General features: G+C 29.4%; 26 protein-coding genes and 2 pseudogenes. 12 read left to right on the forward strand and 16 right to left on the reverse strand.

Annotated elements, in window-relative coordinates; genetic code table 11:
- Positions 1 to 476 precede the first annotated feature (476 nt).
- From LEBU_RS10495 to LEBU_RS12375, 8 genes are all read left to right on the forward strand, one after another.
- Positions 477 to 2,816, forward strand: a complete 2,340-nt coding sequence (locus tag LEBU_RS10495) for an endonuclease MutS2 (protein WP_015770299.1) — start codon at positions 477 to 479, stop codon at positions 2,814 to 2,816.
- A 271-nt stretch (positions 2,817 to 3,087) separates the two neighbouring features.
- The gene (locus tag LEBU_RS11620) at positions 3,088 to 4,359 is read left to right on the forward strand and encodes an AAA family ATPase (RefSeq protein ID WP_015770300.1); all 1,272 of its coding nucleotides are present in this window, start codon (positions 3,088 to 3,090) and stop codon (positions 4,357 to 4,359) included.
- 3 nt (positions 4,360 to 4,362) lie between these two features.
- Positions 4,363 to 4,989 (forward strand): RloB family protein, encoded by a 627-nt coding sequence (locus tag LEBU_RS10505; protein ID WP_015770301.1) that lies wholly within the window; start codon positions 4,363 to 4,365, stop codon positions 4,987 to 4,989.
- A gap of 125 nt (positions 4,990 to 5,114) precedes the next feature.
- Positions 5,115 to 6,566, forward strand: coding sequence for a cysteine--tRNA ligase (gene cysS / locus LEBU_RS10510; protein WP_015770302.1), 1,452 nt, complete (start codon positions 5,115 to 5,117; stop codon positions 6,564 to 6,566).
- A gap of 25 nt (positions 6,567 to 6,591) precedes the next feature.
- Entirely contained in the window at positions 6,592 to 7,800 is a 1,209-nt protein-coding gene (coaBC, locus tag LEBU_RS10515; RefSeq protein WP_015770303.1) for a bifunctional phosphopantothenoylcysteine decarboxylase/phosphopantothenate--cysteine ligase CoaBC, read from the forward strand.
- A gap of 103 nt (positions 7,801 to 7,903) precedes the next feature.
- Positions 7,904 to 8,161: a DUF7336 domain-containing protein gene (locus LEBU_RS10520; protein WP_238974484.1), complete on the forward strand. Its 258-nt coding sequence runs from the start codon at positions 7,904 to 7,906 to the stop codon at positions 8,159 to 8,161.
- Between the two features lie 12 nt (positions 8,162 to 8,173).
- The gene (locus LEBU_RS10525) at positions 8,174 to 8,638 is read left to right on the forward strand and encodes a DUF7336 domain-containing protein (protein WP_015770305.1); all 465 of its coding nucleotides are present in this window, start codon (positions 8,174 to 8,176) and stop codon (positions 8,636 to 8,638) included.
- A 27-nt stretch (positions 8,639 to 8,665) separates the two neighbouring features.
- Positions 8,666 to 9,634, forward strand: coding sequence for a M23 family metallopeptidase (locus LEBU_RS12375; protein WP_015770306.1), 969 nt, complete (start codon positions 8,666 to 8,668; stop codon positions 9,632 to 9,634).
- A gap of 347 nt (positions 9,635 to 9,981) precedes the next feature.
- Here LEBU_RS12375 and LEBU_RS10535 read toward each other — a convergent pair whose 3' ends face one another.
- The 4 genes from LEBU_RS10535 to LEBU_RS10550 form a co-directional block, all read right to left on the reverse strand.
- Complete coding sequence (locus tag LEBU_RS10535) at positions 9,982 to 10,578, reverse strand: lysozyme inhibitor LprI family protein (RefSeq protein WP_015770307.1); 597 nt, start codon at positions 10,576 to 10,578, stop codon at positions 9,982 to 9,984.
- 106 nt (positions 10,579 to 10,684) lie between these two features.
- Positions 10,685 to 14,056: an autotransporter outer membrane beta-barrel domain-containing protein gene (locus LEBU_RS10540; protein WP_015770308.1), complete on the reverse strand. Its 3,372-nt coding sequence runs from the start codon at positions 14,054 to 14,056 to the stop codon at positions 10,685 to 10,687.
- 43 nt (positions 14,057 to 14,099) lie between these two features.
- Positions 14,100 to 14,549, reverse strand: a complete 450-nt coding sequence (locus LEBU_RS10545; RefSeq protein WP_015770309.1) for a hypothetical protein — start codon at positions 14,547 to 14,549, stop codon at positions 14,100 to 14,102.
- 68 nt (positions 14,550 to 14,617) lie between these two features.
- The gene (locus LEBU_RS10550) at positions 14,618 to 14,962 is read right to left on the reverse strand and encodes a hypothetical protein (protein WP_015770310.1); all 345 of its coding nucleotides are present in this window, start codon (positions 14,960 to 14,962) and stop codon (positions 14,618 to 14,620) included.
- Positions 14,963 to 15,437: 475 nt separating this feature from the next.
- Here LEBU_RS10550 and LEBU_RS10555 point away from each other — a divergent pair, with 475 nt between their 5' ends.
- Positions 15,438 to 15,719: a hypothetical protein gene (locus LEBU_RS10555; protein ID WP_015770311.1), complete on the forward strand. Its 282-nt coding sequence runs from the start codon at positions 15,438 to 15,440 to the stop codon at positions 15,717 to 15,719.
- A gap of 651 nt (positions 15,720 to 16,370) precedes the next feature.
- On the opposite strand, the gene LEBU_RS10560 is transcribed toward LEBU_RS10555, so the two are convergent.
- The 6 genes and pseudogenes from LEBU_RS10560 to LEBU_RS10580 form a co-directional block, all read right to left on the reverse strand.
- Complete coding sequence (locus LEBU_RS10560) at positions 16,371 to 16,748, reverse strand: DUF1304 domain-containing protein (protein ID WP_015770313.1); 378 nt, start codon at positions 16,746 to 16,748, stop codon at positions 16,371 to 16,373.
- Positions 16,749 to 16,791: 43 nt separating this feature from the next.
- Positions 16,792 to 17,565 carry a type I methionyl aminopeptidase gene (map, locus tag LEBU_RS10565; RefSeq protein ID WP_015770314.1) on the reverse strand — a complete coding sequence of 258 codons (774 nt, stop codon included), beginning with the start codon at positions 17,563 to 17,565 and terminating at the stop codon, positions 16,792 to 16,794.
- Positions 17,566 to 17,776: 211 nt separating this feature from the next.
- Entirely contained in the window at positions 17,777 to 18,406 is a 630-nt protein-coding gene (locus tag LEBU_RS10570; protein WP_015770315.1) for an adenylate kinase, read from the reverse strand.
- A 241-nt stretch (positions 18,407 to 18,647) separates the two neighbouring features.
- Positions 18,648 to 19,031, reverse strand: coding sequence for a hypothetical protein (locus LEBU_RS12315; RefSeq protein ID WP_238974485.1), 384 nt, complete (start codon positions 19,029 to 19,031; stop codon positions 18,648 to 18,650).
- 81 nt (positions 19,032 to 19,112) lie between these two features.
- A complete protein-coding gene (locus LEBU_RS10575) occupies positions 19,113 to 20,141 on the reverse strand; it encodes a phosphohexomutase domain-containing protein (RefSeq protein ID WP_238974486.1) in 1,029 nt (342 codons plus the stop codon).
- An 88-nt stretch (positions 20,142 to 20,229) separates the two neighbouring features.
- Positions 20,230 to 20,528 (reverse strand): annotated as a pseudogene (locus LEBU_RS10580) (transketolase C-terminal domain-containing protein); the annotation flags it as partial.
- Positions 20,529 to 20,752: 224 nt separating this feature from the next.
- Between LEBU_RS10580 and LEBU_RS11625 the strand changes: the two are divergent.
- Both LEBU_RS11625 and LEBU_RS12445 read left to right on the forward strand, forming a co-directional pair.
- On the forward strand, positions 20,753 to 20,977 hold the full coding sequence (locus LEBU_RS11625) for a hypothetical protein (RefSeq protein ID WP_049756115.1): 225 nt from the start codon (positions 20,753 to 20,755) through the stop codon (positions 20,975 to 20,977).
- Positions 20,964 to 21,122: pseudogene (locus tag LEBU_RS12445) on the forward strand (IS30 family transposase); the annotation flags it as partial. The gene LEBU_RS11625 and the pseudogene LEBU_RS12445, both read left to right, overlap by 14 nt.
- A gap of 240 nt (positions 21,123 to 21,362) precedes the next feature.
- On the opposite strand, the gene msrA reads toward LEBU_RS12445, so the two are convergent.
- Together msrA and LEBU_RS10595 are read right to left on the reverse strand one after the other, a co-directional pair.
- The gene (gene msrA, locus LEBU_RS10590; protein WP_015770316.1) at positions 21,363 to 21,866 is read right to left on the reverse strand and encodes a peptide-methionine (S)-S-oxide reductase MsrA; all 504 of its coding nucleotides are present in this window, start codon (positions 21,864 to 21,866) and stop codon (positions 21,363 to 21,365) included.
- Between the two features lie 226 nt (positions 21,867 to 22,092).
- A complete protein-coding gene (locus LEBU_RS10595) occupies positions 22,093 to 23,289 on the reverse strand; it encodes a MalY/PatB family protein (RefSeq protein ID WP_015770317.1) in 1,197 nt (398 codons plus the stop codon).
- Between the two features lie 148 nt (positions 23,290 to 23,437).
- Between LEBU_RS10595 and LEBU_RS10600 the strand changes: the two genes are divergently transcribed.
- The gene (locus LEBU_RS10600) at positions 23,438 to 24,298 is read left to right on the forward strand and encodes a TetR/AcrR family transcriptional regulator (protein WP_015770318.1); all 861 of its coding nucleotides are present in this window, start codon (positions 23,438 to 23,440) and stop codon (positions 24,296 to 24,298) included.
- A 122-nt stretch (positions 24,299 to 24,420) separates the two neighbouring features.
- Here LEBU_RS10600 and LEBU_RS10605 read toward each other — a convergent pair whose 3' ends face one another.
- The 4 genes from LEBU_RS10605 to LEBU_RS10620 form a co-directional block, all read right to left on the reverse strand.
- Complete coding sequence (locus LEBU_RS10605) at positions 24,421 to 24,723, reverse strand: hypothetical protein (RefSeq protein ID WP_015770319.1); 303 nt, start codon at positions 24,721 to 24,723, stop codon at positions 24,421 to 24,423.
- The gene (locus tag LEBU_RS10610; protein ID WP_015770320.1) at positions 24,723 to 24,944 is read right to left on the reverse strand and encodes a hypothetical protein; all 222 of its coding nucleotides are present in this window, start codon (positions 24,942 to 24,944) and stop codon (positions 24,723 to 24,725) included. Before LEBU_RS10610 ends, LEBU_RS10605 begins: the two co-directional genes overlap by 1 nt.
- Before the next feature lie 100 nt (positions 24,945 to 25,044).
- Positions 25,045 to 26,061 carry a DHH family phosphoesterase gene (locus tag LEBU_RS10615; RefSeq protein WP_015770321.1) on the reverse strand — a complete coding sequence of 339 codons (1,017 nt, stop codon included), beginning with the start codon at positions 26,059 to 26,061 and terminating at the stop codon, positions 25,045 to 25,047.
- Between the two features lie 64 nt (positions 26,062 to 26,125).
- Entirely contained in the window at positions 26,126 to 26,842 is a 717-nt protein-coding gene (locus LEBU_RS10620; protein WP_015770322.1) for an SPOR domain-containing protein, read from the reverse strand.
- Between the last annotated feature and the right edge of the window lie 9 nt (positions 26,843 to 26,851).

A 26,851-nucleotide genomic window follows, 5' to 3' on the forward strand; every position in this document is an offset into this window, starting at 1 on the left:
GCAGGGAGATCAGACGCCATCTCCCTGCACCCACGCTTTACGCAAAACTTTCTTATAAAGAAAAAATAAAACTCGATTTTGAATAAAGGTTATTTTTACATGATTAACTAAATATTATTTAAAATTTATTCCAAAATCTCAAACAGTTATTTTTTCTTTAACGAAATTTTGCTTACTTTTCTAGTATCACAATTATGGGATTAAATTAAAAATGTTGTGATTTTTTTGGAGTGAAAATGATTGTTTGAGCGAAGTTTTACGTAGCGAGTTTCATTTTTATTTCAAAAAAATGCTTAGACGAGCGGGAATTGCAAAGGGGATAGCGAATGTTCCTCTTTGCTTTATAAAAAAGAAAGAACATAAAATTATCAGGAAAAATCTTTATTAACAATAATTTATTTCATATAATTTAAATAAAAATATAGGATTTTTAAAATATTAAATAAAAGAAAAAAAGAATGTTGAGGGAAAAGAAAATGGAAAAAAATTATGATGTATTGGAATTTTATAAGATAGTTAATGAACTCATTGATTTATCAAGATTAGAAAAAACAAAAGAAAAGTTTCTGGATATTGATATTATAAAGGAAAAGTCAGTTTTGGATAAGGAACTTATGCTTATGATGGAGATGATTGACTTTTATAAGTATGATGATGGTTTGGAACTTGCAGGGCTTGCGAATATTACTAAGATGATGAATTCCATTGATATTATTGGTTCTTATTTGAGTGCTGAGGATTTGGCAGTTCTGAAGAAAAATTTGACAATTTTTAGAATTTCTAAAAGCAGGGCTAAGAATGTTAGGGATAAATATAGAACGATTTGGAATCTGTTTAGTGATGTTGAGGAAGTTAAGGATATTGAGAACTTTATTTCAGAAGCGATTAATGATGAAGGGGTATTAAAAGATGAGGCTTCGATTGGACTTCGTGATGTAAGAAGACAGAAGCAGAATATTAATGCGAATATTAAAGAAAAATTTGATGAGCTAATTTCTAATAAAAGTACGCAAAATGCGATTCAGGAAAGAATAATAACTCAAAGAAATGATAGATACGTAATTGCTGTAAAGACAGATTTTAAAGGGCTTATTAAAGGAATAGAACACGATAGGTCTGCAACAGGAAGCACAGTTTACATTGAGCCTTTAAATGTTGTTTCATTAAATAATAAATTGCGTGAATATGAGGCTCGTGAGCGTGAGGAAATTAGAAAAATACTTCTTAGACTTACAGAACTTGTAAAAACGAAAAAGGAAGAAATTCTGGAAATTAAGGAAATTTTGGAAAGACTGGACTTCATTGATGCGAAAACGACTTATTCGGTTAATAAGAAATGTATTGTTCCAAAAATTATTAACAAAGAATATTTGAAGCTGGTTGAAGCAAGACATCCGTTAATTGGTGAAAATACAGTTGTGCCAATTAATTTTGAACTTGGAAATCCTGAAAATATAATGCTTATCACAGGGCCTAATACTGGAGGGAAGACAGTAACATTAAAAGTGGCTGGACTTCTTACAATTATGGCATTATCTGGTATCCCGATTCCTGCAAATGAAAAAACTGAAATTGGGTATTTTCACAATGTACTGGCTGACATTGGGGACGAACAAAGTCTGGAGCAAAACTTATCCTCATTTTCAGGGCATGTAAGCAAAATAAAAGATATAATTGAAAATGCAAACAGTAAATCGCTTGTACTGATGGACGAGTTGGGAAGTGGAACTGATCCAATGGAAGGAGCTGCTTTTGCAATGGCAATCATTGATTACTTGAACAAAAAACACGTAACTTCAATAATCACAACCCATTACAGCGAAGTAAAAGCATACGCCTTTAACACAACAGGAATTAAAAGTGCCTCAATGGAATTTAACGTGGAAACATTGTCTCCAACGTACAGACTGCTGGAAGGAATACCAGGAGAAAGCAACGCCCTTATAATTGCAAGAAAATACGGAATTAGCGAAGAAGTAATTGAAAATGCGAAAAGCTACATAAGTGAAGATAATCAGCGTGTCGAAGAAATGCTGAAATCAATAAAGGAAAAAAATGACGAGCTGGAAACAATGCAGGCACAATTAGAAGCAACAAGAACTGAACTTGACAAGCAAAAAAGCATTTATGAGCAAAATATGATAAAACTTGAAAATGAAAAAAATGAAATTATAAAACGTGCCTACGAGGAAGCTGACAATTACTTGAAAAACATGCAGGCAAAAGCTAAAAACTTAATTGACAAAATTAACAGTGAGGAATCTAAAAAAGAAGATGCCAAAAATGCTCAAAGAAGCCTGAATATGCTACGTGAATCATTCATTACAGATAAAAAGAAAAATGTAAAAGAAAAGAAAGTTGTTACTCAAAACGTAGATTTTGCTGTTGGAGAAGAAGTACTTGTAAAAACAATGAATCAAAATGGAAAAATTTTGAAAATAATGCCAAACAACCGTATCCAAGTACAAACGGGAATATTAAAGCTGGTTGTATCAACTGACGACATTGTAAAAATTCAAAAGAAAAAAACAAACAAATTCAAAAACTTTGCCTCATTAAAACGAACTTCCCAAGTACGAGGAGAAATCGACTTACGTGGAATGAACGCCGACGAAGCAATCGCAGAATTAGAAACATACATGGACAGAGCAATGCTCACAGGCTACCACGAAATCTACATAATTCACGGAAAAGGAACAATGGTTCTAAGAAAAAAAATCCACGAGTACCTAAGAACTTCAAAATATGTGACAGAATTTAAGGATGCCAATCAGAATGAAGGTGGAATTGGGTGTACTGTGGTTATTTTGAAGTAGAATGAAAAATATCACAATTAATATTGCAATTTATGTTAAGAAAAAATTCATAAAATTATATGAAAATCTGTATTAATATTTAACAGAAAATAAAATACTATCTAATAAAATTAATGAATAGTTTTTTAGGATAGTATTTTTATATATAAAAAATAAATTGAAGATGTATAATACATTATTTTTCATTTTTGTAAAAAAAATACAAAAACTTGATTTAAGAAAAAAATTATGTTATATTTATATTAAAAATAGGAAAAGGAGAGACGTTAGTATGTTAATTGATATTACTGTAAAAAACTTTAGATCGTTTAAAAATGAGACTGTATTTTCTATGGAAGTAGATAAAAAAGACATTTTAGAGGATATTAATACTGTAAAAGTACGACAAAATAAAAAAAATCACAAAAAGGAACTTTTAAAATCAGCTGTTGTAATTGGAGGAAATGCAAGTGGAAAATCAAATTTTATTGATATTTTAAGAGCATTTAAACATTATCTTTTAGTTAAAGGCAAAAAAAAATTTAGAGATGATAATTTTAAACTTAGTAAAAAAAAAGAGAATACAGAAATAGAAATAAATATTTTAATTGATGATGAAATTTATAATTATTTGTTGATTATAGATTTTCATAATAAAAAAATTGTTTCAGAAAAATTTTATATTATAAATGAAAGAAAACAAGAGGCAGTATATATTAGAGAAAATGATAAAATAATGTCTTACGACAAAAAAATATTTTCAAATTATGATACAACATTGCAGTTTATAAATGAAAATTTAAATGAATATGACAGCGTAATGACAAGAATAATAGAGTATAAAATGCCTAAAGAAATAAAAAAGTTTATAGATTATCTAAAAGAAGATGTAATAATTTTAACAAATGATGAAATTAATTTTTCAAAAATTGGAAAATTATTTTACAAAACTCCAAAAATAAAAGATGATTTTTTAAATTATCTAAAAAGATTTGGTTTTCCTATGGAAAATGTAAATATAATAAAAAGAAAATTACCTGAGGATGTATTAAATGTTGTAGAAATTATTAAATCCAAAATTTTAAAATCAGATAGTTTAGAAGAAAATGATGTTTACGATTTAGAATTTATTTATAAAAATGATAATGGAGAAAAATATAATTTAAGTTTGTCTGAGCAATCATCAGGAACTAAAAAAATAATATCTTTATTTATACCCATATATAAATTATTATTAAATGGAGGAATTTTAGTGATAGATGAATTAGACGAGACACTACACTACAAATTAGTTTACGATATAATAAAAATGTTTAATTCTATAGAACACAATAAAAAAAATGCTCAAATTATATTTTCTTCACATAATTTATTATTGTTGGATTTAAGTTTATTTAGAAGAGATCAGATATGGTTTGTTGAAAATAATAAAATATTTGAAGGAAGCTCCTTATATTCACTTTCTGACATAAAAGGGGTAAGAAAGGATGATAATATTTTAAGAGATTATTTGAATGGTTTTTTTGGAGGACTACCCAATATAGATCAGTTTGGAGTTAATTAATTTATGGCTAGAAAAAAAGGACAAAATAACCAAAATAGGGAAATAACAAGAAAAAAAATATATTTATTTTTAGAAGGTGAAAAAAATTGCAGTGAACATTTGTATTTAAAAAAATATTATGATTCTTTTGGAACAAGAGCAGTAGATGTGGATTTTCGTTTTTTTCCTTGTAAAGGTGGAGATTGGAAAAATGTAAAACGTACTATAAAAAAAGAGATAAAAAAAGGAAATATAAATTCTGAAGTATGGTGTGTACTAGATAAAGATCAAAATAATCTTGACTTTATTCAGAAAGAGTGCGATAAAGAATGTTATAAACTTATATTTTCAAATATATCTTTTGAATTATGGCTTTTATATCATTATTGTAAATATAGCAATATAGGAAAATGTGATAAAAGAAATTATATTAAAAAGTTAGAAAAAATAAAAGGAATAAAATATGAGAAAAGTAAAGGAATAGTTGTTAATAAAGAAGAGATAAAAACAGCTATACGAAATTCAAGAATAAAGTATGAAATGTGTTCAAAAGATAAGATACCACTAAATGAATCCTACAATTGCACAAATTTTTACAAAATAATAGAAAGAATAGATGAAGCATTTAAAGAAAGAGAATTTAAAAATTAAAATAATACAATTCTTGAATTTATATAGAAAAAGAGAAGTTAAGAAATAAAAAGCATCTAAGTCAATTTTTATATTTAAATGCACCAAAATAAATTAAAAGTTTTCAAAAGCAGGGAGAATAAAAAATGAAACTTTACAACACAATGACGAATAAAATTGAAGAATTTAAGACAATAGAAGAAAATAAGGTAAAAATGTATGTTTGCGGGCCTACTGTCTATAACTACATACATTTGGGGAATGCACGTCCGATTGTGGTTTTTGATACGTTGGCACGGTATTTTGAGCATAAGGGGATGGAAGTTGAGTTTGTGCAGAATTTTACGGATGTGGATGATAAGATTATAAATAAGTCTATGGAAGAAGGGACTTCTGCGAGCGAGGTTTCGGAAAAATATATAAAATATTTTTTTGAGGATATTAGCAAGCTGAATATTCTTGAGAGTGTGAAAAGACCTAAGGTTACTGAGAATATGTCAGAAGTTATTGAGATTATTCAAAAATTAATTGACAATGGGTTTGCTTATGAGAAAGACGGGGATGTTTATTTTGAGGTGAAAAAATATAAGGATTATGGGAAATTGTCAAATCAGAAAATTGAGGAGCTGGAACTTGGGGCTAGGATTGATGTGTCGGAAATTAAGAAAAATCCAGTAGACTTTGCACTTTGGAAAAAAAAGAAGGATGGAGAGCCGTTTTGGGAATCGCCTTGGGGACAGGGACGTCCTGGATGGCATATAGAATGTAGTGCGATGGCAAAAAAATATCTTGGGGATACATTTGATATTCACGGTGGCGGACAGGATTTAGTTTTCCCGCATCATGAAAATGAAATTGCCCAAAGCAAGTGTGCTTATCACGGAAATTTTGCAAATTACTGGCTTCATAACGGATTTATTCAGATAAATGGCGACAAGATGTCAAAATCGCTAGGAAATTTCTTTTTGCTTCGGGAAATACTTGAAAAATTTTCTGGGAATGTAATAAGACTTTTTATTCTTAGCACTCATTACAGAAAGCCGATTAACTTTTCATTCGAGAACATGGAGGATACGAAAAAGGCATTGCAAAATATTATAAAATCAATGAATAAATTTGAAAATATTGTTGAAAAATATAAGAATGAAAAAATAGAAAATGTTAAAAATTCAGAGTTTTCTCAAAAAATTGATGAATTTGATAAAAAATTTGAAGAGGCAATGGCTGAGGATATGAACACACCGCAGGCACTAGCGACTATTTTTGACCAAATTAGGGAAACAAATAAATTTATTTCCACAAATGAAAGTGAGTTTTCCACAATTTATTATGAAATAAAAAAATCTTATGATTCTTTGAAGGCAAAAATAGAAAATGTGTTTGGAATAGCGATTGAAGTAGAAAATGCTGTGAAGGAGGAAGATGGAGAAAATATGGAATTGACAAAAAAATTAATTGAATTGCTGATAAAATTACGAAGTGAGGCAAGAAGCGAGAAAAATTTCAAGTTATCTGATGAAATTCGGGATGAATTGAAGGTGCTTGGAGTGGAAATTAAGGATAATAAGGATGGAAGTACAGATTATAATTTATTGTAATTTTTGATTTAAAAAGAGGGAAAAAATGAAAAATATTTTAGTAGGAGTTACAGGGGGAATTGCGGCATATAAATCGGCTGGAATTGTATCGCTTTTGAAAAAGAAAGGATATAATGTGAAAGTTGTGATGACTGAAAATGCTACAAAAATCATTGGACCTTTGACTCTTGAAACTTTATCAAGAAATAGGATTTATGTGGATATGTGGGATAGTAATCCGCATTATGAAGTGGAGCATATTTCACTTGCGGATTGGGCGGATGTGGTTTTGATTGCACCTGCGACTTATAATATAATTGGAAAAGTTGCAAATGGGATTGCAGACGATATGCTTACGACAATCCTTTCTGCTGTTTCGGTAAGAAAGCCAGTATTTTTTGCTTTGGCAATGAATGTGAATATGTATGAAAATCCGATTTTAAAAGAGAATATTGATAAACTGAAATCTTTTGGTTATAGGTTTATTGATGCAGAAGAAGGATTACTTGCTTGCAATTATAGTGCGAAGGGGAGAATGAGCGAGCCAGAAAATATTGTCGATGAAATAGAAAGATACAGTATTTTTTCAAAATTTGAGAATTTTGATATAGTCTTGAAAAATAAGAAAATTCTTATAACAAGCGGAAGAACAAAGGAAAATATTGATCCTGTCAGATATTTGTCAAATAATTCAAGTGGAAAAATGGGATATTCACTTGCTCAGGCGGCTGTTGATTTGGGAGCAGAAGTAACTTTAATTAGTGGGCCTACGAATTTGAAAGTTCCAAATGGACTTGAAAAATTTATTTTTGTAGAATCGGCATTGGAAATGTATGAGAAAGTGGATGAATATTTTAAAAATACTGATATTTTCATAGCTTGTGCGGCAGTTGCTGATTACAGACCAAAGGAATACAAAAAGGAAAAAATAAAGAAATCTGACTCAGATTTTGTTATAGAATTGGTTAGAAATCCTGATATTTTATTAGAGATGAGTAAGAAGAAGGAAAAACAGCTATTAGTTGGATTTGCCGCAGAAACTAATGAGATAAGGGAAAATGCCTTAAAAAAGCTGGAAAAGAAAAATTTGGATATTATAGTAGCAAATAATGCGTCTGTAATGGGCAGCGATGAAAATGTGATTGAGATTATTAAAAAAGATAGGACTTCGGTGGAAATTAGTCAGAAAAGTAAGGTGGAGCTGGCTTATGATATTTTGAGTGAAGTTATTTTTGAATTGGAAAAGAGATACTAATTTTTGAAAGAATTAGAAATCTTGATTTTAATAAACAATTTTAAAAATAAAGGCTATAAAAATTAAGTGATAACATATTTATACTGCAAGGGGTCAAGACCCCTTGTCAAAAAAGGAAGAACAAGTTATGAAATCTGAAAAGCAAAAAATAAAAAAAGTGTACATGCTGTATCATAGAGATAAAAAGAATGACGATAAATTGATAGGCTTTTTTTCAACAAAGGAAAAGGCATTAGAAATTGTTGATAAATGGAAAGAAATGAAAGGTTTTAGAGATTTTCCTGAAGGATTTAAAATTAGAACTATGATAATTGGGAAAGATTACTGCACAAAAGGGTTTAAATCTAAAAGCCTTAAATAATTAGGAGAAACTATGGAAATATGGATTTTATCGCATGAATATGATTACGGAAATGTCTATGACAAGTATAAATGGAATGATGAAGGAAGAGTTTTAGGTGCCTATTATACAAAGGAAGAAGGATTGAAAGCGCTGGAAAAATATAAAAAAATCAAAGGATTTTGTTCACACTTGGATGGGTTCTGGCTAGAAAAACATTATTTAGATAAACATGTTGGATGGGAAGGTGGTTATGTTACTTATTATAAAGAAGATGATGTAGAAATTGGCAATTCAAAAAATCAAAAATTATATGTACTTTCTCATTTTTATTATACTGATAAAGATAAAATAAAAGAAAAACATCGAATTTTATCAGTATGTTCGTCAAAATTAGAAGCTAGGAAGAAAATAAAAGAATATCAGAAAATAGAGGGATTTTCTTCACACATTTCTAATTTTTACATTGAGGAATATGTTTTAAATAAAGAAAAATAAAAAGAAAAGAAGGAGAGTTATAAAATTATGAACAATGAAAATAAGAAATCTGATGAAGCCTCGGAAAATAAAATAGAAAAAAAAGAAGAAGATAAAAATTTAAAATCAATTAAAAAAAATAAAATGATTATAGGAATAACATCTTTATTAATCTTAGGACTTATAATTTTGGGAATAGTGTCTAGTAATAAAAATACAAAAGCTTCTAATACTGCTGGAAAAGAAGATGAAGATGATAAAATTTTTAGAGTTAATCCAGTAAAGGATCCACAGGTTACTTATTACAATTTTCGTGGGGAAGTCTATCCTGACTGGGCTAAATTTGGGCTGACTCGAAGCAATGGAGCGAGAGGTCATCAAGGAATTGATATTTTTGCATTGCCAGGAACGGATGTTTATGCTGTTTTAGACGGAAAAATTGTGGATATGTATGTAGATAAAACTGGATATGGATTGAATTTTTATATGGAAGTTGATCCAAAGGAACTTGAAAAAATAAAAAGAAAAAATTTCAAACCTAAGGAAAGTGCAAGAGAATGGGCATACAGCGAAAACTATGATCCAAATACAATGCAGATAAAATATATCAGATATTGTCATTTAAGTGAAGTGAATGTAAAAATTGGAGATACAGTAAAAGCTGGACAAGTGATTGCTAAAACAGGTACAACTGGAAATGCAAGTGGAACACATGCTCCACATTTACATTTTGAGGTAGCCTTTGAAATGCGTGGAAAAGGGCTTATCAACAGAGTTAATCCTGAGATGTATTTTAAAATAAAAAATGGTAAGGATTTGACTGAAAAAGATAAAAAAGCTCAGACAGAAGCAAGCAAGACAGAATGGTTTGAAACAAAAGGATATGAAAAAGGATTTAGTGAAAAAAGTACATTGTTAGAAGCTGGAAAAAATCCGAATGAAAATAAACATTTAGGAAATACAAATACAGTTTCAATAAATAAAAATTTAAAAAAGAAGCAAACAAAAAAGAAATAAAATTATGAAATATTTCCTTTATAAAAACTAATTTATTGTATAATGCAACACTAAAGCATTTATTACAGAAGTTTATGATTTATTATTTTATTTTTCAATGTATAAAAATAAGGCTGTCAATTTTTAAAACAGCCTTTTTAATTTTAATTATACAATCTTTCATTTGATTCATTTGGAAAATCGTAAATCTTAATATAACCTGCTCCATCTACACACTTATATTTCTAAACGTTTCGAGATTTCAGTAATACATATTCTGTATTTTCATCGTAATATATTGCTTTCCACCATCTAATATAATCTTTTTATAAAAGAATCACTCCTAGCTTTTGTCTATTTCCCATAATTTAATTAGCATGCAACTTATCATACATTCTAGCAAGCTCTATCGTTCTTTCTTTTGTCATTTCAATATTCATTGCTCTTGAAGCATGTCCACAACCTGTTCCACAGCCTACCAATTCTCCATTTTCGTCTCTTCCCATCGCCATTTCTTCCGCTGCTTTATCCATTTCTTTATCTTTTCTTTTTAACCAAGCTCTTTCTTCATTTCGTAGTTTTATTTTTTGGCTTTCTGGTAATTCAGATATAATAAGTTTATAAATTTTATTCAATTCTTTATCCCAAGCCTCAAATACTTCACCTGCATTTGTCATATTATTTTCTGGAACGGAGCTCATTCTATCCATCAACTCAGCCTCATAATTTGTCCTTTTTTTAGCAGCCACTGGTGTCGAGGTTTCCAGTGAAGTTGTTACTTGTGCCATTTGCTGCTGTTCGTTCTGACTTTTTATCATTTCCTGTTTTGTCTTTTCTTGTTCTAGCTTCACTTTCGCTTGCAATTCCTGCGTTTTTATATACGAACTGTACACTAAAAAAGCTCCGCCTAGAAAAAATGCAAATATTGCAACACAGGCTAAAATTAGAATACTTTTTTTATTCATATTACTTTCCTTTCTATTTTATAAATAATTATTAAAATAGGAGACTAATCTTAAAAAGTTATATTTTCTAAGATTGTCTCTATTAATTTACATTTTTCTATTTCTCTTAAAACGAAACACCAAGTCCCATGCCAATATGTGAATTTTTATCTTTCGTATCATATCCTCCGTTTACTGAGAAATTAAAATTACCTGCTTCAAATCCAACTTTCAAGTTGCTCTTAAAGTTTCCACGTCTTTCATCTTTAGCACCTTTTAAGTTAATTTTAGTATTCGTATTTGCAAATTTTGCTTCATTTACATTATCTTCAATCTTTCCTAACTCGTGTTCATAGCCAAGTCCTAAAGAAGCTTTAAATTTAGAGTTTTCCATGATTGGAGCAGAATACCCAACTTCAACTCCTAAAGCTGGTTTAACTGAATAAAAATTATTTCCTTTAACTTCCATATTTAAAGTCCCGTCTTTTTCCTTAATATTTGTAAATTTACCATAACCAAGTTTTAAAGCGGCATAAGGTTTAACTGTAACATTTTCTCCAACCTGGAAAGTTTTACCTAATTCATTCTTGATTGCAAACCCATAAGTATTGTAATCAGCTTTGTTTTCATAAACATTATTTCCAATCACAAATCTTCTCTTCATATCATTTTGAGAAGCAAAACCATCTCCACTTAATGTCCATTCTAAATCATTCAAGTCAAAAGTTTTGTAAGCACCTAATTTAAACATTGTAACATTTTCTCTTGATCTGCCATTATCTTTGAATTTAAATTTGTTAATAACAGTTCCAGCATAAATTCCTTGCTTTAAATCAGCATTGCTGAATAAATATGAAATTCCATAAGCTGTACTGTGTGAATCAGGGATTTCCAAAGTTTTTGGATCGTGATTATCACGTCTAAAGAATGTTGAAACGTGATGTCCTGATTTATCAAAATTATCCTTTTGCAAGTCTAAAAGTTTATTTTCTAAAATATTGTCAGTCTGAGCAATTCTTTGTTGAACGTTGATATATTGGCTTCCATTAATTTCGCGGTAAGTATTCCCAAGAGCTTTAGTGTCATTTAAACTATTTAAATAGTTAAATATTTGCTTATCTTTTGAATCTGCAGCAGTTTCAGTATATTTCTCATCCAGCCCTTTAGCCACAGCCTCGGTTGTTTTGCTATCAGCAAATTTGGCATAAGACTGTTTCTTTAATGTAACTTTTGAAACTTTGTTATTTTCAATTTTAGAATCTGCTTCCCAAACTAACGAACCAGTTTTTACATTCCAGTTAGCAATATTGCTTGATTGAATAGATTTATTAAACGGTTCAAGCACCTCATTTCCAACTGTAACTTCAGTAGCATTAGTTTTTTCAGTAGCTTCTGCACCAATTAGTAAGTCAGCATTGTTTAAACCTAAATTAGAAAGTCCTTCAATTGGTTTTGTTCTTCCTAGGGTGTCTACATAGATTCCTAATGAAGAAGCTGTTGTTCTTGTTGATGAAAGTGTACTTGTAATCCCTTCTATTTTTACAATAATATTGTCTACTCTTTTTTCTCTTGACGAATTTTCTCCTGTAATCTGAATATTTCCATAATTTTTGATAATTCCACCATTAGCAATTACAATTCCTGCACCTTCGTTAGAATTCATAACTATTTTACCATTATTTGTAAACTCCGCATTTTTTCCAATTGCCACTCCTACTGCTTTATTTACTATTCCTTCAGTGATTATTTCTCCATTATTAATTCCTTTTGAATTTTCAGCCAAATACATTCCAACAGCATTATCGCCTGTTAATTTTATAGTTTTATTATTTTCTATATTAGCTCCATTTGTCGAGTACATTCCAACTGAATTTCTTCCTGCCGCTATTACACCTTTATTTTTCAAAACAGCATTATTCCCATTTCCATAAATTCCAACACTTCCTTCGTTTACAGAAATTGTTCCGTTATTTGTAAACTGAGAATCTTTTATTCCAATAACTCCGATGCTTCCACCATCTGGATTTATAGTTATTATCGTTCCATCATTTATTCCTGTTGCACCATCACTTAAATATATTCCTGTTGCACCTTTTCCAGAAAGTTCAATTTTTCCATTTTGAGCATTCACAGCTGAATAATGAGCAGGCACATATCCATTTACAAGATCTCCTGTCTTTATTGTTTCTATTCCATATAGCCCTATTGAATTCTTTCCTAAAGTTATTGTTCCTGTATTATTCAAAAGAATATTTTTATTATTTGTGTACATTGCGATACCAGGATTGGATTTGCTGCTAGAATTCCCTATTATAATTTTACCACTATTTTCCACATCATATTTTCCATTCCCTGTTGCAAACATTCCAATAGATTTATCTCCTATCAATTCTATTGTTCCTGTATTTTTTAGATTTTTTTTGGCTGGAGAAGATGAATTGTGGAACATTGCTATTGCTCCATTCCCTTCACTTTTTATCATACCTGCATTTAAAATATTGGCATCAAATTTATAACCTTGTTCTGCTTCATCAGCTTGATAATATATTCCTTTCGAATTTTCTCCGATTTCAATATTCCCATTATTTTCTATGTTTCCTGTTCCTGTTTGCATTGCTTCATACTTTTTATCTATGACATATATACCTGTTGAATTTTTTCCTACAATAATATTCCCATTATTTTGTATTCCAGCAATTTTCCAACCAGCATTAAATATCCCTATTGAATTATTACCACTTAGATTTATTGTTCCTCCATTTATAAGTATATTTCCACTATATGTTATTGATGGAACAAAAATAAAATTATTTTTTTCTCTCTGCCCAATACCTACCAAATTATCTTTAGTTCCTTTTATTGTAGCCTCATTAACTATGTTAGAATCATATATTTTTATTCTATTATACATATCTTCATTATAATCAAGATTTACATCTTTATCTATTCCAAAGTTTCCGCCGATAAACACTATCTGACTGTATTCATTTTTATTTCCACTTATAGTCGGCTTACTACTTAATTGTGAGAATAAATCATCTTTTATCTGTGATAATTTAAGTGAAGAATTACCACCTATTAAAAGTAAGGCTGAACCTTTCTTCATATTTGCTGTTAAATTTGATAGATTATAAGAATTAAATTTATTTTTTACTTGCTCTTCTAATGATTGTGTATGATTTACACTATCTATTCTTAAAAGTGCTGAACCGCTATTAACCATTTGATTTTCTACAGAGGAAAGAGGATAACTCACTAATCCTGCTTTATCATAATAACTTTCAAATCCTTCTTTTATAAATTCTGGTTGTACTGGCACTCCAAGTCTACCTGCCTCTACTTTTAAGGTAGCAGCTTCAGATAAATCCGTCTTTAAATTAATTTCCATATTAACAGGCGTGGAAGCATTGCTGCTTGAACCTCCACCACCCCCTCCTCCACAGCTAACCACCGCAGCCAGTAAAAGTGCAAATAACATTGATTTTCTTAATTTTCTCATTTTAATTTCTCTCCTTTTCAAAATTTGTTTAATTTAAATCTATTTAGTCTTCCCATTTTTGATTTCCGTAAAATCCATAATCACCATCTAATCCATCTTCATCTTCGTAAACTTCTCCTGAATCATCTATGAATCTTACTAATTCCCCATCTTCATCATAATAATATCTTTCATCTTCTCTACTAACACCATTATAATAAATTTTTCTCACAAAATATTTAAAATATGTCTGTCCATTTTTCAGATAATATTCAGTTGTTTCTGCTACACGTCCATCCCCTCCAGATGTTACGACTTTTCTTAAGTCACCATTTCTATAATATTTTTTTATATCCCAATCACTGTCATTTTCAGCAGGTTGAGTTACAACATCATAATTTTTATAACTATTAGTCTCATTATAATCTCTTCTTATCTGTGCAACTGTTTCATCTACACTTCTTGCAAACGACAAAGTGGCTACAAAAAATAATGATAGTAGTATTTTTCTCATTTCAAATCTCCTTTTAAAAATATTTTTTATACTTAACTCTGGAATCAAATTCTTAAATTACAACTTAACTAATTCCATATTCTTAAATAAAGAATTCTTTTATCGTAATCTACTGTCGTTGGACTGTCAACTATTTCAATATAATTTCTCAATTCTGAATTTTGAAAATCATCTCTTCCTTCCAATTCAGCAATAATATTTCTATATCTTAATCCATCCAGTACGCAAACTTCATATTTTACTCTCGCTTTTGTTATTGGTGAAAAATCTCCTCTTTCAATTTCCCATTTCTTTAAAATAACACCATTCTGACAATACCCGTTTGTTTCCCCAATATCCTTTTTCCCAACTTCTCCAGGACGACCAAATACAATTATCCCTAATAAAAATATTCCTAATATTAATTTTTTCATAAATTAATTACTCCTTCATAAATTTTCAAATAAAAATATTCAATAATTCTAATTTTTCGATTAATTTTTATCAAAAATTATAAAAAACAAATTTTCTTCACAATTTTTGATATCGAAAATCTAAGATACATTATATCTTATTTTGATTTGATTACAATTTTAAACAAATTAAAAAGTTGTTAATATTATAAATATTTATTATTCACTACTTATTATATACGAAAACTAAATCTTAATATACCTCCTAAATCCCTAAAATGCTAAACCAGTAAACCTAAATGAAGTTAAAGAAATTTCCTATAAAAATTTTTTCAATAATATTGAAATTTTTTTGTTTACCTCCTTAAAACAGTTAATGTATATTCTATTTATTAAATTTTAGTTTTTTAAACTCAAAAAAAAAGGAAAATCTTAGTTTAGTATGATAAAATTTAGCGAAAAATATTATGACTAAGAAAGGAATTTATTAATTTTTATGAAAAAAGTATTACTAGTATTGTTAATTCTCGTAATGGGAACATTAAGTTTTGCAAAAGGAAAAACAAGAAAAAGTGGAGGACATAAAGCTAAGGCTTGCACATCAGATAAGATAATCCATGATGTAAATAAAGAAACTGTTACTTATTGTAAAAATGGTAAAAAAATAGTTGAAAGAACAGAAGGAACTGGAATTGACGGAGATGACTGGCAGTTAGAAGAAGTGGATGGGGTAAGTCTGTTTGACGAGAGCAATCCAAGACTTATCATTATAAGATAAATTTACAAATGATAAAATTTTTAAGAAAAGGAATAGTTTATGAAAAGATGGATTTTACTTTTAACATTAATTGGAGGTTCGATAGTTTTTGCTGGTTATAGAACTGATATGATTGACAGGATGGACAGCAGATAGAGCTATAGAATTAGCAAGAAGATACGATAATCTTATACTAAACTCCATTTAAATAACGAATTTATTACAAACTTTTCTAGCAAAGGATAAAAACCTAATATTTTCAAATAATTAAAATATAATTTTTACTTTTTAAACAGAGTCTAATATAAACTGATCCGTCGGAGCATTTTTCTGTGCTGGCAAAACTGTTTGAGCATAGCGAGTTTTTTGTCAGTGCAGAAAAATGTCGTATACTAGCCATAGGTTGTAGGATTTGCGGCGAAGAGCAATCCTACAAAAATAAAAAAAACATAGTAATTAGTTGAATGATTATGAAATAGCTATCAAATAACCCTATTATAAAGATTTATTCCTATTTTCAAATGGGGTTTAGTATAAATAACTTTTTTATAGAGAAGTAATTTTAAAAAATTAGAATTATTTCTCTTTTTTTATGAAAAAATACACCTAAAAACTTTTAATTTTTATCATTAAGTTCAAGGTGTATTGGAAAATTTTATTTAAAGTATTTTTTTACCAGAATAATAATGGTAGCAATAGCGACGTAATCGCTAGTAAAGCAGGTATTCCCTGCAGTAAAAATATTTTTTTTGAAACTGTTGCAGAACCATAAATAGCTGCACAAACAATACAAATCAGGAAGAAAATTGCAATCTGAAATTGAAATTCTCCAGTTTCGGTTAAACTCCACATTAATCCTGAAGCAAGAAAACCATTGTATAGTCCTTGATTTGACATCATTTTTTTTACGCGTTCATCTTTTAAAAATTCTAGCTCTAATCCAAAATTTTTCTGAACAGCTCCACTTTCATTAAAAAACATTTCAAGAATTAATATACAATAGTGCTGTATTGCCACAAATATTATTAATATGAATGCTAGTATACTCAAAATAATTATCTCCCTTCTTTATATTTTTTATTTTTCGTAACTTTTAATCTCTTACACTCAAGATTACAGGCTTTCCGTCAATAATGGCAAGGCTGTGTTCATATTGGGCTGAACGTTTTCCATCTTTAGTAACCGCTGTCCACATATCAGATAGAACTTTTACTTTATAAGTACCGACATTTACCATCGGCTCAACCGTGATTACCATTCCATCTTCAATTTTAGCCCCTGTTCCAGCTTTTCCATAGTTTGGAATAATCGGATCTTCATGCATTTCCTTTCCTACTCCATGCCCTGCAAAATCCCTTACAAGCGAGAATCCAAAACTTTCCACATATTCCTGAATAGCATGTCCAATATCTCCAATTCTATTTCCGGCACGTGCAACCTCAATTCCAATATCTCTTGCTTTTTCAGTAACTTCCATCAATTTTTTAGAAGTTTCGTCAATTTCTCCCACAGCATAAGTAATCGCAGCGTCACCAAAATAGCCGTCAAGCACTGTAACTGTGTCAACTGTCAGAATATCCCCTTCCTTCAGTATCTGCTTTTTGCTTGGAATACCATGTACAACAACTTCATTTACGGAAATACAAGTTGCAGCTGGATAAGGAGGATATGGACGCCCTACATCGTAACCCTTAGTTCCTGGAATTGCTCCTTGACTTCTAATGTAATCTTCAGCGATTTGATCCAGTTCGTATGTGCTAACTCCAGCTTTTACGTGTTTTGGCAATACATCTTCAAAAAGTCTTGCGATTATTTCATTAGCTTTTTTTATTTTTTTTATTTCATCCAATGTTTTATAAATTATCATTTTTTGTACTTCTTCTTTCTAAATTCTTTTTTTATTTTTTAGTATATATATTTAACAGTTCAATACTTTTTTACAAAAAGCCTTGTCCTTTTAAAAATAAAATTTTATTAATCATCAAATAAATTTAGTAATATTACTTTAAAATCAAATTCAAGTTCTAAATTTTCTTAATTTTTACCAATTTAACTTTAGATAATTTTGAAAATATTTACTATTTTTCCAAAATATCAATTATATCTTTTGTAATTTCTTCCAGTTTTTTTGCACCATCTACGCTGTAAACTTTATTTTGCTTTTTGTAAAAATCCAATACTGGTGCTGTCTGTTCGTTATAAACTGCCAAACGTTTTTTTACTGTTTCTTCATTATCGTCTGCTCTTTGTTCCAAATCTTCTGGATTTTCATCAACTGGCGGATTGTATTTTATATGATAAATTTTACCAGTTTTTTTCGATACTCTTCTTCCTGTGATTCTTTCGATAATTTCTTCATCGCTAACATCAAGTGCGATTACTTTTTCAATTTCTCTATCTGATTTTGCTAAAATTTTGTCAAGTTCTTCAGCTTGAGCCACCGTTCTTGGAAACCCATCCAAAATAAATCCTTTTTTACAGTCTTCCTCCTGAAGTCTTGCTTCCACAAGTCCGTTTACGATGTCATCAGAAACTAATTTTCCTTCATCCATCAATTTTTTTGCTTCCAATCCTAACGGAGTCTTATTTGCAATTGCAGCTCTCAAAATATCTCCTGTTGAAATTTGAGGAATTTCATATTTTTGAATTAATTCCTTTGCCTGAGTTCCTTTTCCTGCTCCTGGTGCTCCAAATAACACTATATTCATAATTATTTATCCGATATTTAAAATTAAATATCGCTCCTTTCCAAATTTATTTTTTATATCTAATTTTACCATTTTAAAAACTATTTTTCAATTTTCTTTTTCAACTTTTCAAAAAAATAACCAAAAAAGAAAAAAAACTGAATTTAATCCAGTTTTTTTTCTAAAGAATCTTAGCTAATTTTAGCTATAATTCATATATTTTTTTAATTCTATCAATTTATTCTGAAAAATTTTTATTTTTTTAAACTTCCATTTTTTCATATTTTTTAAAATAATATTTCAATTTTTCTAAAATATCATTTCCCATTCCTTCTTTTTCTGTTTCTATATTAACACACAAAAGCGGTTCATGCAGCGACAATCTTATTAAAAACCAGCTTTTCTCCCCCGTATTTACTCTTACACCTTCATAGTTAGGCGTTTCTAAGCTCCAATCTTCTTTTTTTCCAGCATATTCCCTAAAGTTTTCCACAATTTTTTTTCCAGAAGCCCGAAAATCTTTATCTTTTATAGGAATTCTTATTTCTATTTCCTCAGCAGGCTCAGACAGCTCATTTAGAACATCTGTAAATTCAATGCCTTTTTCCCTACTCTTTACAAGCTGAATCAGAAGCCTTGCAGCCATGTATGCACCGTCATCAAGAAAATAGTTTTCTTTAAATGCCGCATGTCCAGACGTTTCTATCGCAAGAAGAGAATACTTCCCTTAGTTATTCAATCTTATAGATTCATTTATTACGTTCTTGTATCCTCGTTGAAATCTGTGGTGAGTCCCGCCACGGTTTTCTATAAACTCTTTTAGCCCTGCCGATGTAATAGAATCTGTTACAATTATCCCACCAGAATGTTCTTTTAACAATATTTCACTAAGCAATGCGATAAGGTTGTTTCTGTTAATTTCACGTCCATTCTTATCTATAAAGGCACTTCTATCTCCATCTGCATCAAATATTATTCCAAAATCTGCATTATTATCAAGAACTGCTTTTTTTATTGATTCTATCGCTTCTTTTTCTTCAGGGTTTGGAATGTGATTTGGAAAGTTACCATCAGGATTTAAAAATTGGCTTCCAGCAGTATCTCCACCTAGAACTTCTATTACCTTTTCAGCAAAAAATCCCGCAGCCCCATTTCCTGCATCTATCGCTATCCGTAAGTTTTTTAAAGGCTTGTTCCCTTTTCCAATTTTATTTTTTATCAGTTCGCATATATATGAAGCATAGTCATCTGCCAAATTTTTTACAATTTCTACACCTTTTTCTTCTTTAATCAAATTTTCTTCTTGTTTTTCGGCCATTTCTAGAAATTCATTAACATCACTTTTTTGAAGCCCTCCATTTTTTGTAAAAAATTTAATTCCGTTGTAGTAGCTCGGTAAATGGCTGGCGGTTATCATCATTGCGCCATCAGCTTTATAATCCTCAAATATCGTAGCCATAAAAAGCGACGGTGTTATTGACATTCCGCAGTCATATACATCAATTCCCATTTCCATCAAAGTTTTTCTTATAATTTCTGAAAATTTAGGTCCTGTATGCCTTGCATCGTATCCAACTGCGACTTTAACCTTTCTGTTTTTATTCTTTGCGATTTCATCACATTTTTCAGTTATCCATAGCCCGAAGCCTTTTGCTATGAACTCAACTTCCTTTTCAGATAAATTGATGTCTTTGTCCTCATATTTTGAAACTATTCCCCGAATGTCAGTCCCGCTTATCATATTTTTTAAATCCATAAAAATACCTCTCCTTTCAAGTAAAGCCATACCTATTCTCTTCATTATGAAAATTAGTATGGCTTTTCTATTATTGCTTACTTATTTACTATTTTAAATTATTTAGCACTGTTTCTGCAATATCCTTCGCTCTAAGCCCGTAATTTGTAAGCATAGTCCTCCATCTGCACTTTGTCCAAAAACATCCTGTATTCCATGTTTTACAACTTTTGTTGGATGAACTTCTGACAAGTATTCTGAAACTGCACTTCCAAGTCCTCCAATTACAGAATGTTCTTCACTTGTTACAATAAATTTACATTCTTTCGCAGCTTTTAGAACTGTTTCCGTATCTAGCGGTTTTATCGTAGAAACATTTACCACTCTTGCCTTTACTCCTTTTTCTTCCGACAGAGTAAAAAAAAGAGTACAGAAAATTTAGTATTGACGCTTTCTGTGTAGTTTACAAGAGTAACAATCCTGATAAAGTTGTCCCGTCCACTAAAACTGTATATGAAATGATTCATAGAGGTCAAATAGATGGAATAAAGTCATCTTCCAAAATTTGTTAAACTTAAGCCTGAATGGTTACAGTAATCCTAAGAAGAACAAAAAAGTTTTAGGAAATTCCATTGAGAGAAGACCTGAACATATTAACAGCTGTTCAGAAAAAAGGGTATTATGAAATTGATGTAGTCAAGGGGAAAAATGGCAAAAACGAAGCCTGCATAATTACTTTAGTCGACAAAAAAAGCAGATATTCCCATATCCTGTTTTTAGCTAAACTGAACGCAGAAAATATTAACAAAGCATTGCAAAAGCTATTCAAAAAATTTCAAGTCAATAACTTCGGATAACGGTTCAGAATTTAGCAGGCTGACAGAGCTTGAAAGCAGAAACATGAAAGTATATTTTGCCCATCCATATTCTTCTTACGAGTGTGGAACGAACGAGAACACAAACGGCTTAATACGGGAATTTTTGCCCAAAGGAAGGAGCATAAATGAGAAAGAAAAGGAGATGCTGAAGATACAGGAAGCATTAAATGGAAGATGCAGAAAAATATTGGGCTACCGTTCATCAGAAGATTATCATTTTGATGACACGATAGCATAAAAAAATTACGAGCAGAAAAGATTCTGCTCTTGAGAAAAATATTTTTTATATTATTTTTACTTTTTTGTTGCACTTAACTTGACAATACACCTTTTTTATTTTTTTAATTTGTCGTAATTATACAATCTATTTTGTATAAAAAATTTTTTTGGCACTATCTAAATCAATATGACAATAACCAGTAGGATTTTTTCCTAAATAATCTTGATGATAGTCTTCGGCTAAAATATAATGTTTTAGTGGCTTAATTTCCACTTGAATATCTTTAGAATATTTAGTTTGTTCATTTTCTACTTTTAATTTTATTATATTTAAATCGCTTTCGTCTACATAATAAATTCCAGTACGGTATTGACGACCTACATCAAGTCCCTGCCTATCGACACTTGTAGGATCAATTATTGAAAAATAATAAGTAAGAAGTTTATCTAAAGAAATAACGCTGCTGTCGTATTTTATATGCACTGTTTCTGCATGATCCGTCATTTTTAAAATTTGGTAATTGGTATCCAAAGTTTGTCCGTTTGCATACCCAACAGTAGTCTCAATGACACCTGGAGCCATTTTAAAAAATTTTTCTACTCCCCAGAAACATCCTCCAGCTAAATAAATTTCTTTAATATTCTCCATAAAAAATTGCACCTCCTCCAGTTCTATTCTAAAATATAGAATAAATTATTAACTATTTTACTTGAATTCAATTTTTTTAGTTTGATTCTCAAAAATTATGAGTATATTATACAATTTCATATGTAGAAAATATTTATTAAATTCTTTTAATATTATTATATTTATACCATTTTTATGACCCTTAATATTAAATACAACTCTTTATTATTGCTTATTAAATATTTTTTTATTTAGATTTTTCATTTAAAATCGCATCTCTTAACTGATTCAATGCTTTTTCTAGAACCGCTCTTGGACAAGCAGCATTCAATCTCATAAATCCTTCTAATCCCTTCTGATAAACTCGCCCTTCATTCAGTCCTAATTTTGCTTTTGTTAACATAAATTCTTCTAGCTGCTTCTGGTTAAATCCGAATTTTTCACATAATTTTCGGCAATCCAGCCACACTAAATACGTCGCTTGTGGAATATTTGGCGTAATTTCAGGAATATATTCCTTAAAAAAATCATTTAAGAATAAAATATTATTTTGCAAATATTCTTTTAACTGATTCAAATATTCTTCACCTTCATCAGAATATGCCGCAATTGTAGCAACCAAATTAAATGGATTGTTTCTATGAACTTCCAGATCTTTCCAGAACTTATCAAATTTTGCCTTTACTTCCAGATTGTTAAAAACAATTGTTGCACTTTGAAGTCCCGCAAGATTGAAGGCTTTTCCAGTTGATGTGCAAGTTATAGTATTTTGACGAATTTCTTCAGAAATACTTGCCATTGGAATGTGATTATTGTCCCACAATGTCAAATCTGCATGAATTTCATCTGATATTACTGGAACATTATATTTTCTGCATAAGTTTCCAATTGCTTTTAGCTCTTCACGAGTCCACACGTGTCCCAAAGGGTTATGCGGATTACAGAAAATGAATAATTTAGGATTTTCTTTTAATTTATTTTCTAAATCTTCCAAATCAAGTGAATATTCTCCATTTTTTTCAATAAACCTATTTTCAATGACAATTCTCTCATTATCTTCATTAATATCATAAAATTCAGAGTAAACAGGTGTCTGAATCAATATTTTATCACCTTTTTCAGAAAATAGCTGTACTAACGCTCCAAGGCTAGGTACAATTCCTATACTAAAACTTAGCAGCTCTTTTTTTGGCTCCCACCCAAATCGTTTCTTTTGCCAATTTATAAATGACTCAAAATATTCATCAGGACGGTAAACATAACCAAAAATTCCATGCTGAACTTTTTTCTCAAGAGCATCAATTACTGGCTGAGCCGTTTTAAAATCCATATCAGCAATCCAGAGCGGAATGACATCATCTACTCCAAATTTTTTTGTAAGTTCTTTGTATTTCACAGAATGATTATTTTTTCTGTCGATAACTTCATCAAAATTGTATTTCATAAAATCACATCCTTTTACTTATTATTTTGTAATAAATTAGATAAAACAATTTATTTATTAATTTTTATTTTCTTTTTTAATTATTTTATTGACAATCATCAAATTAAATTATAAAATATATTTAAACTACTTTAAAGAGGTAAATTTAATGACTAAAAAATATAGTAAAAACTTTATAACTCAGCAAAGTGCTAAGCTTTTCTATTATAAAGGATATAAAAATACTGAGTTAACCGATATTTTCAAAGCGTGCGATATGCCCAATGACATTTTTTATAAATATTTTTCAAGTAAAGAAGAGCTTCTTATTACCGTTATAAAATATCATACGGAAAATCTAATCAATTTTTTTAATAACAATGTAGACGATTTGTCAATTTCCAAATTTCACTATTTTTTTGAAAAATATTTTGAAAATATTGTAAATAATAAATTTCACGGTGGCAGCCCATTGGGAAATTTGGCACTGGAACTTTCCGATATTAATAAGAATATACGAGAAGAACTTGTGAAATCTTATAAAAAGATAGAACTTCGTTTCTCATTTTTCATAACAACTTTAAAATATGCCTTTCCTGAAAAATATGATGATATTGTACCAGAAACAACAGCCAGAATTTTAATAGCTTTACTTGAAGGAACTATCCTTATGTTAAAAACAGAAAAGGAAAGCTCTGCAATTAACGATTTTTTTGTCTTTTTTGATATTATTTTTAAACTTAATGAAGACACTTTATCAGAATCTGAAAAAACTAATAATGCTGTAAAAGAAAAAGTTGTCAAAGCACAAGAAACGGATATTTCTGACTCTGCTCAAAATGAAGTCATTCAGGAAGAACCTGACGAAATTGAGAATAAAAACGAAAACTTAAAAATTGAAGAAGAAGAAATTGCTAAAGTTGAAGAATCACATAACGATGACAATATGTACTATGATATTGATTCAGACAGCTTAATCAATGTTTTCAATAATCTTGAAAATTACCAAAAAAATGAAAATGAAAAATAGACATTTTCAATTTGCTATAATTATAATTTAACCTAAATGATAACTTTTTTGAAATTTTATTCTCACAAAATATTAAGTATACTAAAAAATTTAGGGGGAATTAAAAACTCCCCTTTTTTATTTTACTTGTAATCTAATCTTTCACTTGAAACTATTTTTCCATCTTCTGTTACAAACACCAGATAATATGCTTGCTTTCCATATAAAATTACTTTCCAGTTTCTAAATCCCTTTTTATAAATTCCTACGTTTTGTGGTCTTATTTCATCATTAAATTTTTCTTTTATTTCTGAAATACTATTACTGACAACTGTATCTCGTGAAACAACTTCTGAATCCGAAACTACTCTTCTTCCAACTGATGAACAACTGATTAATATTCCAAAACATAGGAGTACAGCTATTTTCTTTATTTTTTTGTTCACTAGTTATTCACCACCTCCATTTTAATATTAAATTGTAAATGTTTCTTTTCTTCATCCGAATAACTGCATTTTATTTTTCGTAAAACAGCATTTGGATTGTTGTCCAGAAATTCATTAATATTCTGATTCGCTTTTTCAATTGTCTGAAAATTTTCAGCTAATTCAGTATTTGAAAATCCTATCATTTTTAGATAATTAAACATATTAAACGTTTCAAGCATAAAAATCCCCTTTCTTTAAAAATTAAAAACTTTTAGAATTAAATATTTTAATTCTTTAACTTTAACTTTTAACTGGTTTTTATTTAATTTTTCAACAATATTACTTTTTTAACTTTTCATAAGTTTTTTCCAAAATTTCTTCAAATGATAAATTTGTTTTAAATCCAGCAGCCTTTATATGCCCACCGCCGCCAAAAATAGAAGCTATTTCATTTACATTATACTTATCATTGGCACGGAAACTCCCTTTCAAAGCACCATCTGCATCTTCTCTCACAAATAACGATATTTCCATTCCTTCAATACGAAGAAGCATTTCAGCTGTCCCATCTGTTTCATCCTTTTCAATACCAAGCTCTTTCATTTTTTTGCTTGTCAAATAATAGCTTGCAAATTTATAATTTTCATCAATTATTTTATTTTTATAAACTTCACCTATAAGGTCAACCTTTTTTTCACTCATTTCAAAAATAATGTTTGAAATCTTATGATTATTTGCTCCTGCTCCAATTAATTTGGAACAGACGAGGAAAGTATGCTCTGTAACATTATCGTGTCTAAAATTGCCTGTATCATTAATAATTCCAAGATACATATATTCTGCTATTTTTTTAGTTAATTCAATATCAAAAACTTCTAAAAACTGATGCAAAAGCTCTCCTGTACTGCAAATACTTTCCACATAATTAAAATCAGCATGTTCAGTATTGCTTATATGATGGTCAATATTGATTGACTGTTCACTTTGTCTTTTTATTTCAACAGATTTCCCATATCTTTCTTCATTTGCACAATCCAAACTTATAAACAAATCAAATTTTTCATTATTCTGAAAATTATTTTTAAATTCATCTACAAAACTTTCATAATTAAAAATCAGTTTTGTATCTTCAAAATGTCGCATATATTTTGGCAATTTGTCATCAACAACAATTTTTACCATTTTTTCCATATTATTTTTTTTACAGTATGCTTTTATCATAAAATAAAATGCTAAAAGAGAACCAAGTGCATCTCCATCTGGATTAATATGTGCTGTTAAGATTATATTTTTAGCAATTTTTATTTTGTCAACAATTTCTTTTGGTAAAATATTTCCTTTATAATTTTTATTCATAAAATTTTATTTTTCATTTTCAACTTTCTATAAATTTTAGTTTTTTTATATTTTTTACTCTATTCTATTTTCCAACGGAACGAATCATATATCCACCGCCAGATTTTGCTTTTGCCTGATTTTCCATAGCTTTTAATGTATTAGGATTATCTGTCATATTTGACATTACAACATAGGCTGTTCTTCCGTTTACTGTTGTTTTTTTATAATAAAAATTTTTTCCTAATTTTTTAGTTATTTCTTTGGCTGAAGATTCTGAACCTACTGAAGCTACTTGTATATACTTTCTTGGTCCTTTTGGAGTCTGAGCTTCCTTTTTTTTAGCTTCAGCTTTTGCTTTTTCTTCTGCTTGTTTACGTGCTTGCTTTTTAGCCTCTTCTTGACGTTTTTGTTCGGCTATTTTTGCTTGTTCTAATTTTTGTGCTTCTAACTTTTTTTGCTCTTCTTTTTTTTTCTTTTCAGCAGCATTTTCATCGATTTTTACTTGATTTTTATTGTCATCTTTTGGTAAATCTATCGACTGTGCAGGCTTAGTATTTTCAATTTCCTTAGCGACTGTTTCGTTATTATTTTCTATAACTTGAGTTGGTAAAGTTAAATTGTTCTTATATTCTTTAGAATTATAAAAATCTTTTTTTCTAATTTTCATATCTTTTGTAATGCTATCCGTTGTAGTAACTTTTGAATTTTTATATCCTATTATTAGCACTATAGCATAAACAAAAATTGCAACAATCCCAATAGCTCTCATTACTTTAAACGGATTTAATCGAAAACTCATTTTTTCTCC

The sequence above is a fragment of the Leptotrichia buccalis C-1013-b genome (assembly GCF_000023905.1).
Taxonomy (GTDB): Bacteria; Fusobacteriota; Fusobacteriia; order Fusobacteriales; family Leptotrichiaceae; genus Leptotrichia; species Leptotrichia buccalis.

What these genes read in the sequence shown, in the direction of transcription:
- LEBU_RS11620 (WP_015770300.1), top strand. Translation starts at nt 3,088, where the DNA reads ATGTTAATTGATATTACTGTAAAAAACTTTAGATCGTTTAAAAATGAG.
- LEBU_RS10610 (WP_015770320.1), bottom strand. Translation starts at nt 24,944, where the DNA reads ATGCTTGAAACGTTTAATATGTTTAATTATCTAAAAATGATAGGATTT.
- msrA (WP_015770316.1), bottom strand. Translation starts at nt 21,866, where the DNA reads ATGGAGAATATTAAAGAAATTTATTTAGCTGGAGGATGTTTCTGGGGA.
- map (WP_015770314.1), bottom strand. Translation starts at nt 17,565, where the DNA reads ATGATAATTTATAAAACATTGGATGAAATAAAAAAAATAAAAAAAGCT.
- LEBU_RS10505 (WP_015770301.1), top strand. Translation starts at nt 4,363, where the DNA reads ATGGCTAGAAAAAAAGGACAAAATAACCAAAATAGGGAAATAACAAGA.
- LEBU_RS10535 (WP_015770307.1), bottom strand. Translation starts at nt 10,578, where the DNA reads ATGAATAAAAAAAGTATTCTAATTTTAGCCTGTGTTGCAATATTTGCA.
- LEBU_RS10575 (WP_238974486.1), bottom strand. Translation starts at nt 20,141, where the DNA reads ATGGATTTAAAAAATATGATAAGCGGGACTGACATTCGGGGAATAGTT.
- LEBU_RS10620 (WP_015770322.1), bottom strand. Translation starts at nt 26,842, where the DNA reads ATGAGTTTTCGATTAAATCCGTTTAAAGTAATGAGAGCTATTGGGATT.
- LEBU_RS10600 (WP_015770318.1), top strand. Translation starts at nt 23,438, where the DNA reads ATGACTAAAAAATATAGTAAAAACTTTATAACTCAGCAAAGTGCTAAG.
- LEBU_RS10550 (WP_015770310.1), bottom strand. Translation starts at nt 14,962, where the DNA reads ATGAAAAAATTAATATTAGGAATATTTTTATTAGGGATAATTGTATTT.
- LEBU_RS10555 (WP_015770311.1), top strand. Translation starts at nt 15,438, where the DNA reads ATGAAAAAAGTATTACTAGTATTGTTAATTCTCGTAATGGGAACATTA.
- LEBU_RS10545 (WP_015770309.1), bottom strand. Translation starts at nt 14,549, where the DNA reads ATGAGAAAAATACTACTATCATTATTTTTTGTAGCCACTTTGTCGTTT.
- LEBU_RS10595 (WP_015770317.1), bottom strand. Translation starts at nt 23,289, where the DNA reads ATGAAATACAATTTTGATGAAGTTATCGACAGAAAAAATAATCATTCT.
- cysS (WP_015770302.1), top strand. Translation starts at nt 5,115, where the DNA reads ATGAAACTTTACAACACAATGACGAATAAAATTGAAGAATTTAAGACA.
- LEBU_RS12315 (WP_238974485.1), bottom strand. Translation starts at nt 19,031, where the DNA reads ATGGCTGCAAGGCTTCTGATTCAGCTTGTAAAGAGTAGGGAAAAAGGC.
- LEBU_RS10540 (WP_015770308.1), bottom strand. Translation starts at nt 14,056, where the DNA reads ATGAGAAAATTAAGAAAATCAATGTTATTTGCACTTTTACTGGCTGCG.
- LEBU_RS10495 (WP_015770299.1), top strand. Translation starts at nt 477, where the DNA reads ATGGAAAAAAATTATGATGTATTGGAATTTTATAAGATAGTTAATGAA.
- LEBU_RS10570 (WP_015770315.1), bottom strand. Translation starts at nt 18,406, where the DNA reads ATGAATATAGTGTTATTTGGAGCACCAGGAGCAGGAAAAGGAACTCAG.
- LEBU_RS10525 (WP_015770305.1), top strand. Translation starts at nt 8,174, where the DNA reads ATGGAAATATGGATTTTATCGCATGAATATGATTACGGAAATGTCTAT.
- coaBC (WP_015770303.1), top strand. Translation starts at nt 6,592, where the DNA reads ATGAAAAATATTTTAGTAGGAGTTACAGGGGGAATTGCGGCATATAAA.
- LEBU_RS10615 (WP_015770321.1), bottom strand. Translation starts at nt 26,061, where the DNA reads ATGAATAAAAATTATAAAGGAAATATTTTACCAAAAGAAATTGTTGAC.
- LEBU_RS12375 (WP_015770306.1), top strand. Translation starts at nt 8,666, where the DNA reads ATGAACAATGAAAATAAGAAATCTGATGAAGCCTCGGAAAATAAAATA.